At 65.0% G+C, this 7,522-nt stretch carries 7 protein-coding genes; 4 read left to right on the forward strand and 3 right to left on the reverse strand.

Going from position 1 to position 7,522, the window contains the following annotated elements; genetic code table 11:
• On the reverse strand, positions 1 to 782 hold a 782-nt coding region (locus A985_RS29070; protein ID WP_369751560.1), incomplete at its 3' end, for a glycoside hydrolase family 3 N-terminal domain-containing protein.
• A 290-nt stretch (positions 783 to 1,072) separates the two neighbouring features.
• Here A985_RS29070 and A985_RS0108950 point away from each other — a divergent pair.
• The 3 genes from A985_RS0108950 (at position 1,073) to A985_RS24775 (ending at position 5,024) form a co-directional block, all read left to right on the forward strand.
• Entirely contained in the window at positions 1,073 to 2,617 is a 1,545-nt protein-coding gene (locus tag A985_RS0108950) for a glucan biosynthesis protein G (RefSeq protein ID WP_026131786.1), read from the forward strand.
• Between the two features lie 344 nt (positions 2,618 to 2,961).
• Complete coding sequence (locus tag A985_RS0108955; RefSeq protein ID WP_017233069.1) at positions 2,962 to 4,341, forward strand: MFS transporter; 1,380 nt, start codon at positions 2,962 to 2,964, stop codon at positions 4,339 to 4,341.
• A gap of 257 nt (positions 4,342 to 4,598) precedes the next feature.
• Positions 4,599 to 5,024, forward strand: a complete 426-nt coding sequence (locus A985_RS24775; protein ID WP_017233070.1) for a hypothetical protein — start codon at positions 4,599 to 4,601, stop codon at positions 5,022 to 5,024.
• Positions 5,025 to 5,121: 97 nt separating this feature from the next.
• Here the strand turns inward: A985_RS24775 and A985_RS0108965 are convergent, their stop codons facing one another.
• Together A985_RS0108965 and A985_RS0108970 are read right to left on the reverse strand one after the other, a co-directional pair.
• Positions 5,122 to 6,000 (reverse strand): IclR family transcriptional regulator C-terminal domain-containing protein, encoded by an 879-nt coding sequence (locus A985_RS0108965; RefSeq protein WP_017233071.1) that lies wholly within the window; start codon positions 5,998 to 6,000, stop codon positions 5,122 to 5,124.
• On the reverse strand, positions 5,997 to 6,818 hold the full coding sequence (locus tag A985_RS0108970; RefSeq protein WP_157211401.1) for an IclR family transcriptional regulator: 822 nt from the start codon (positions 6,816 to 6,818) through the stop codon (positions 5,997 to 5,999). The genes A985_RS0108965 and A985_RS0108970 overlap by 4 nt, the downstream gene beginning before the upstream one ends.
• 251 nt (positions 6,819 to 7,069) lie before the next feature.
• On the opposite strand from A985_RS0108970, the gene A985_RS29075 reads away from it, so the two are divergent.
• Positions 7,070 to 7,522, forward strand: a 453-nt coding sequence (locus A985_RS29075; protein WP_232424567.1) for an MBL fold metallo-hydrolase, incomplete at its 3' end; no start/stop codon positions are given.

Raw genomic sequence — 7,522 nt, forward strand, 5'->3', positions numbered from 1 at the left:
ACCCCGCCCGCACCGGCATCGATCCCGGCGCGGTACGGCGGCAGATAGTCCTGGTACATGCGCATCGGGCTCATGTCGACCACGTTGTAATCGCGCCCGCCCTCCACGGCACCGTACAGCGCGAAGTGCTTCACGAAGGCCATCAGGCTGTCCGGGTTGGCCGGCGACGTGCCCTGGAATCCCTGCACGCTCGCGCGCGCGGCTTGCGAAACAAGGTACGGGTCCTCGCCGAAGCCTTCCGAGGTGCGCCCCCAGCGCGGATCGCGCGAGATGTCGACCATCGGCGCGAACGTCGCATCCAGTCCGTCGGCGCTCGCTTCGATGGCGGCCACGCGTGCGGCGTGCTTCACCACCGACATATCCCAGCTCGATGCCAAGCCGAGGCTGATCGGGAACACGGTGCGATGCCCATGCACGATGTCGTAGGCGAAGAAAATGGGAATCTTCAGGCGGCTTTGCTTGACGGCCGCGTCTTGCAGCGGGCGGTTGTCGCTGCGCGTGACCGAGTTGAACGTGCCCCCTACGCGACCGGCAGCAATCTCCTTGATGAGCTGCGGCTGCGGCATGTCCGAGCCGATGCTGATCAGGCGCAATTGGCCGACCTTCTCCTCGAGCGTCATGCGCGCGATGAGGTCGTCGATGAACGCCCGCTTGGCGGACGCAGACGGCATGGCCGCCGGGGGATTGCCTTGAGCACCGTTGCCCAGGGCGGCAGGCGCGTCGGCGAAGGCCGGTGCGGCCGTGAGACTGGCCGCGAGCGCCAGTGCGGAGAACATTCTCATCTGCTAGCGATCCAATGTGGCGCGACGTGTGGATGACCGGCGAGATCGCGCGGCAGTGCCTCGCGTCGTATCAACTGGCGTTACCCATACCGGCGCAACGATCCGGGTGCGTAACTCGAAGTGCGAAGTGCGATACTTTGCCACAATTGGTTTTTCCCGAAGGCGTCCGTCCCGGCTTTCGCGAACGTCGCGATGCCATCGGGCGCGATACGCCCCCCCAACGACTGGAGAATTTCGTGGTTCTGCTTCCCCCCGCCAAGTCTCGGCATCGACGCGGCGCACGCGCGCTCGTGTCCGCCTTCGTCACGGGTGCGGCCCTGCTGGGCGCCGCGCATGCCCATGCCTTCTCGCTCGAGGACGTCACGGCCCGCGCGAAGGCGCTCGCCGACAAACCTTACGTCGCGCCAGTGAGCAATCTCACCCCGGCCTTCGCCAAGATGCCGTTCGGCGACTACATCAAGATCCAGCCGCGGCGCGACGCGTTCGAATGGAACGATCAGCCCTCGCCGTTCAAGCTGGGTTTCTATCACCAGGGCATGCAGTTCAGCACGCCGGTGAAGATCAACGAGGTCGTCGGCACAGGCCCCAACGCCAAGATCGACGAGATCAAGTACGACAGCCACCGCTTCGACTTCGGCGATCTCAAGCTCGACCGCAGCGCCACGCACAATCTCGGCTACGCGGGCTTTCGCGTGCTTTACCCGATCAACGAACCGGGCAAGCTCGACGAAATCATGAGCGTGCTCGGCGCGAGCTACTTTCGTGTGATCGGCAAAGGACAGGTCTACGGACTCTCGGCGCGCGGTCTGGCCATCGACACGGGCCTGCCCATCGCGGAGGAATTCCCGGCCTTTCGCGAGTTCTGGATCGAACGGCCGAACGCGGGCGACAAGCACCTGGTGTTCTACGCGCTGCTCGACTCGAAGCGCGCCACCGGCGCCTATCGCTTCGATCTGACGCCCGGCGAGGATTCGCTGTTGAAGGTGCAGGCACGGGTCTTCCTCCGCGCACCGGTGACCAAGCTCGGCATCGCGCCGCTCACGAGCATGTTCCTGTTCGGACCGAATCAGCAGCGCGATCCGTACAACTTCCGTCCGGCATTGCACGATTCGAATGGCCTGGCCATTCACGCCGGCAATGGCGAATGGATCTGGCGTCCGCTGAACAATCCGCGCAATCTGGCCATCAGCCAGTTCCAGGTGACGAATCCGCGCGGCTTCGGCCTGCTTCAGCGCGGGCGCGATTTCGCGCAGTACGAGGACCTGAAGGATCGTTACGATCTTCGCCCAAGCGCCTGGATCGAGCCGCAGGGCGACTGGGGCAAGGGCCATATCGAGCTGGTGGAAATCCCGTCGCCGGACGAGACCAATGACAACATCGGCGCGTTCTGGACGCCTGACCAATTGCCACCCAAGGGGCAGCCGCTGCAGGCCGATTACACGATCCACTGGACGATGAACGAGCGTGGCATCGTCGATCGACGTCTGGCCTGGGTAAAGCAGACGCTGCGCACGGCGGGCGAGATTACCCAAGCCAACCTGATCCGTCACTTCGACGGCAGCACCGGGCTGATCGTGGACTTCGACGGCGGCCCGCTCGCCACGCTGCCCGCCGGTTCGGTCGCGCCACAGGTCAGCGTGAGCGATAACGCCACCCTCATCGAGCAGACGCTGCAACCGAACCCGGTCACGCATGGCATGCGCCTGAATCTGCGTGTGATGGTCAAGGATCCGGCCAAGGTCGTGGAACTGCGGGCCGCCCTCGTCTCCGGCGGCAAGGCCGTGAGCGAGACCTGGAGTTATCAGCTCCCGCCATTTTCGGTCGCCAAGCAATAAGTTGCATCCTGCGTCTTCGTGCGGCGGCGTCCTGCCGCCGCACACCACGCTCCCTCCGCACCCGTCACCACCGCAATTAAACAGGCACTTACGCGCCTCGTTTCCTCCTGTAAAACCCTGAATCGGGCAAATTGTCCTTGCAGTGAATCGTCATTTCGCGTTTACTGCATGCACAATATTGCATAAATAGCTGCCCATCGAGGTGTGTTGAGGCAGTCGGCTTCCTCGGCAACGGTCCTCGGCCGCCCGGATGGGGCCCGGCCTGGTGCCGCTTGCGTCGGTCAAGACATCCCCAAGACTCTCCGCATTTCGACGGAGGGCGGATTCGTTATGGAGACACTCGCATGCGACCTATCGACGTACATGAGTTGGCCGACAACGCCCGCTTGAACGGCTATCACTACCGCATTCTGCTCTGGTGCGCGCTCATCATCATCTTCGACGGCTACGATCTCGCGGTCGCGGGCATTGCGCTGCCCTCGATCATGAAAGCGATGAACGTCGACGCCACCAGTGCCGGCTTCATGGTCAGCGCCGCCCTCTTCGGCATGATGTTCGGCGCCATTGCGATGGGCATGGTGGCCGACAGCATCGGCCGTCGCAAAGCTATCGCCATCTGTGTGCTGATGTTCTCGCTGTTCACCGCCATGGCCGGATTCACACACGAGCCGATCAGCTTCTCCGTGACGCGCTTCTTCGCGGGCGTCGGCATTGGCGGCGTGATGCCGATCGTGGTCGCGCAAATGACGGAGTACGCGCCGCGTCGCCTGCGCGCCACGCTCGTCACGCTCATGTTCTCGGGCTATTCGGTGGGCGGCATGCTCGCGGCGCTGCTCGGCAAGGGGCTGATCGAAACGCACGGCTGGCAGTCCGTCTTTCTGGCGGCGGGTCTGCCCGCGCTGCTCGTGCCGTTCGCGATGAGGGCACTGCCGGAGTCGATGCCGTTCCTGATCCGCACTGGCCGTCTCGACGCGCTCAAGCAAGTGCTTGCCCGCCTCGCGCCGGATTATGTTGCGCAGCCGGGCGATCAGTTCGCGCTGGCCTCGGCGGATCGCAAGCAGGCTGCGCCGCTCTCGCGTCTGTTTCAGGACGGGCGAGGCGTGAGCACCGTCATGCTGTGGATCGCGTTCTTCATGTGTCTGTTCATGGTGTATGCGCTCAGTTCGTGGCTCGCCAAACTCATGGCAAGCGCCGGTTATAGCCTCGGCTCGGCGCTCACGTTTGTGCTCGTGCTGAACTTTGGCGCGATGCTCGGCGCCATCGGCGGCGGCTGGCTCGCCGACCGTTTCAACATCAAGTACGTGCTCGTGGGCATGTATGCGCTGGCCGCCGTGTCCATCACGCTGCTCGGCGTGAAGGTACCGACGCCGGTGCTCTTCGTGCTGGTGGGGTTGGCCGGGGCGTCGACCATCGGCACGCAGATCGTCACCTACGCCTACGCGGGACAGTTCTATCCAATGGCCGCGCGCGGCACGGGCATCGGCTGGGCCTCCGGGGTGGGACGCAGCGGTGCCATTCTCGCGCCCATCGCGATCGGCATGCTGGTGAGCCTGTCGCTGCCTTTGCAGCAAAACTTTATGGCAATCGCCATTCCCGCCGTCATCGCGGTCGTCGCCGTGTTGTTGATCGACCACAAGAAATCGGCGTCGGTGCAGCAGCAAGCGGCAACGCAATCGCACGTCACGGCGGCGAAACTCGCGAACGGCGCGGGAGAACCGGCGTAATCTCGCGCGTCAAGGCACGCTCGGCCAACCATCACCGACGCAACGGCATGGCGACGCAATCGCGCGTCGCCATGCGAAAATGCGCGCCGCGGCGGTTATGGGAATGATCGCGGCTTTCAGTGACGCAACGCGCCGGTGTCGGGGCAATCCGTCAACGTCCGGCGCATCCGCGGCACATGAAAATTTCCTTCAACCCGAGCGCCTCAGGCGCCGATAACCAGATATCCGTCCCAACGGACTCTCTGGGGAAAATCAATATGCCGCGTATTGCTTTGCTGAGTGCCCTCGTGCTGACCGTCGCCCAGGCGCCGGCCTTCGCCGCCCCCCTCAACGACGCCACCGTCGTCAATCTCTCCACCCGACAAACCCTCGCCAGCGACGCCGTGTTTCGTGGCGGCCAGACCGCCACCCTCGGCACCGTCGCGCTGCGCAACGCGCACGGCAGCTTCGGCGTCAACGTTGCCGCCGGCGCGCTCAACTTGCAGTCGAATCAGCTTGTGCTGGCGAACGCCTCGCGCGTTGCGGTCGATACCCGTCAGACGATCCGCAACACGACGATCCTGACCGGCGTGCCGAGCGCGTCGCTGGGTGACCGGGCCCTGATGGGCGCCTCGGGCAATCTCGGTGTGAACGTGGTGGCCGGCGTGGCCAACGCACAGGCCAACGCGTTGGCCATTCATTGACGACTCGCTGAACCTTCACCCGGCCGGATGACGTCTCGGCCGGGATCGGTCTGTACCGACACGGCTCCCGCCGCGCGACTGCGTCGACGCCGCGCGCTTACCCTACCGCGCCAACCGAACCATCCGCGCCGTCCGCCCGGCCCACCGCGCCAAAGCGCCACGACAGCCTGCGCGCCGCCGCCAGCAAGGCCTGCGCCGGCGATGCGCCCAGCGCCGTCTCGAAACTGCCCGCCGACCCCATCAACGCAAGCACCAGCGTGACTTCTCCCGTGTGATCGAACACCGGTACCGCCACCGTGTCGATTCCGGGCACGGGGTTGCTCTGCGCCGTATCGAATCGTTGTTCGCGAATCACCTTCAACCGCGCGGCAAAATCGGCTGGGGGCGTCGACGCGCGCCCTTCCGCGCCGAGGCCCGCCATGCGCACCGATTCCTGTGCGAGCATGCCGCCGAGTACCGCATCGGGCAGAAACGCCGCGAACGTGCGCCCCATGGCGGTGTTCACCAACGAAAGCACCGTGCCGATGCGCAAGCTCACGTGCTGCGGACGCATCGCCTCCTCAAGCCGAACCACCGTGGGGCCGACCGGCCCCAGCACGGCCATCGCGGCCGACAGCCCGGTGGCGTGAGCCAGCGCAAGAATCTCCGGCTCGGCCTCCCCCGTAGGCGAGAGACGCTGCAATGCCATCAAGCCTAGCTCAAGGCTGAGCGCCCCCGCCTCGAAATTGCCGTTCGCATCGCGCGAGAGCAAGCCGGCACGTTGCAGGCTCACCAGATGCGGATGCGCCTTTGCTGGCGCCATCCCCGCGTTGCGCGCCAGCGCGTTGAGCGGCAGCGGACGCCCCGCCGCCGCCAGCGCCTCGAGCAATGCCCCGGTGCTTTCCAGCGCCTGAATGCCGCGCTGCGGTTTCGCGGGCATCGATGCCACGTCGTCCGGCACCTCGCGCGTTTCCTTTCGGCTTGGCGTCGCGTTCATGCGCCCTCCTTGCCGTCTGCACCACGAGCATCGATTTGCGCGGCGATGTCGCTCGCCGTCGCGCGCAATGCATTCGCCGCCGCGCCGTCCCAGGCGACATCGAGTGCAGCCGTCGGCCCGATCGCGGTGAGCGCGAGACGCAGCCGCCCGCTCGCATCGAACACCGGCGCGCACAGACTGCTCACCGACGGGCTCGGCGTATTCACGCTACGCGCCACACCGTGCGCGCGTGTCTCGTCGAGCAGCGCATCGAACCCTTCGCGCTCGCTCGGGGATGTCGGCATCTGCTCACGCCACGCCTGCGGCCATTGCGCCTGCGGGGTGAAGGCGCAAAACGCCCGCCCGGTCGACGTCGTCGTGAGCGACATGACCGATCCCACGTGCAGATTCACATGCAACGGAAACGCCGCACGCTCGAAATGCACGACGAGCGGGCCCTGCGGCGCACTCGTGCAGATCGCGACACAAAGCCCCGTCTCGCGTGCCAGCGCAACGACACGCGGCACCGCCGCGCGATACGCCGGGTCGTTCTCGAGATGCAGCAACGCGAGACGCAACGTCATCGGGCCCGGCGTGTAGTCGCCCGACATCGGGTCTCGCTTGAGCAAGCCGAGCCGCGTGAGGCTTACCAGATACGGATGCGCCTGCGCAGGCGGCAGCCCGGCGAGCGCGGCGAGATCGCCGGGCCCCAGCGCCCGGTGCGCCTGCGCCAGCGCCTGAAGCACGCGCGCCGCCACGTCCACGCTTTGCACGCCGCGCGAGGCACGCCCGGGTTGGCCGCTCGCGTCGGCCGTGCCGTCCATCGGAATTCGATTCATGCGATCAAGGGAGGCGGGCTCCCAAAGGAAAATGGCCTAGATTCTAAACAAGTCGACGCCCGCAATGGCATCGATCCCGACGTTCCTCGGGGTTAACCCAAGACGGGAACGTCATTCCATCGCTCACGAAGCAACGTTAGCAAATAACGATACTATTTGTCATTGACAAATATTAAAGGCATTTCGTAAGATGGCTTCATCCACCCCATCAGTCGCATCATCCCCGCAGACGAGATAAGAGAGAGACAAGCATGGCCAAAGCATTCGCCTCGCAAGCCGACCTGGAAACCAAGAAGGTCACATTTACCCAATTGTCGGAAAACACCTGGGCCTACACGGCCGAGGGTGACCCGAACTCCGGCGTCATCATCGGCGACGACGGCGTGATGATCGTCGACACGACAGCCACGCCCGCCATGGCGCAGGATCTCATCGCGAAGATCCGCACAGTCACCGACAAGCCGATCAAGTATGTGGTGCTCTCGCACTATCACGCCGTGCGCGTGCTGGGTGCGTCGGCCTACTTCGCCGAAGGTGCGCAGCAGATCATCGCAAGCCGTGGCACGTACGAGATGATCGTCGAGCGCGGCGAAGCCGACATGAAGTCGGAAATCGAGCGCTTTCCGCGTCTGTTCGCCGGTGTCGAAACGGTGCCGGGTCTCACGTGGCCGACGCTCGTCTTCGAGAAGGAAATGACGCTCTTC

It is taken from the genome of Pandoraea sp. B-6, from assembly GCF_000282835.1.
GTDB lineage: Bacteria > Pseudomonadota > Gammaproteobacteria > Burkholderiales > Burkholderiaceae > Pandoraea > Pandoraea cepalis.

Bases quoted from the DNA above. Each gene is read 5' to 3' on its own strand.
- A985_RS0108955 (WP_017233069.1), top strand. From the start codon at position 2,962: ATGCGACCTATCGACGTACATGAGTTGGCCGACAACGCCCGCTTGAAC.
- A985_RS0108965 (WP_017233071.1), bottom strand. From the start codon at position 6,000: ATGAACGCGACGCCAAGCCGAAAGGAAACGCGCGAGGTGCCGGACGAC.
- A985_RS0108970 (WP_157211401.1), bottom strand. From the start codon at position 6,818: ATGAATCGAATTCCGATGGACGGCACGGCCGACGCGAGCGGCCAACCC.
- A985_RS24775 (WP_017233070.1), top strand. From the start codon at position 4,599: ATGCCGCGTATTGCTTTGCTGAGTGCCCTCGTGCTGACCGTCGCCCAG.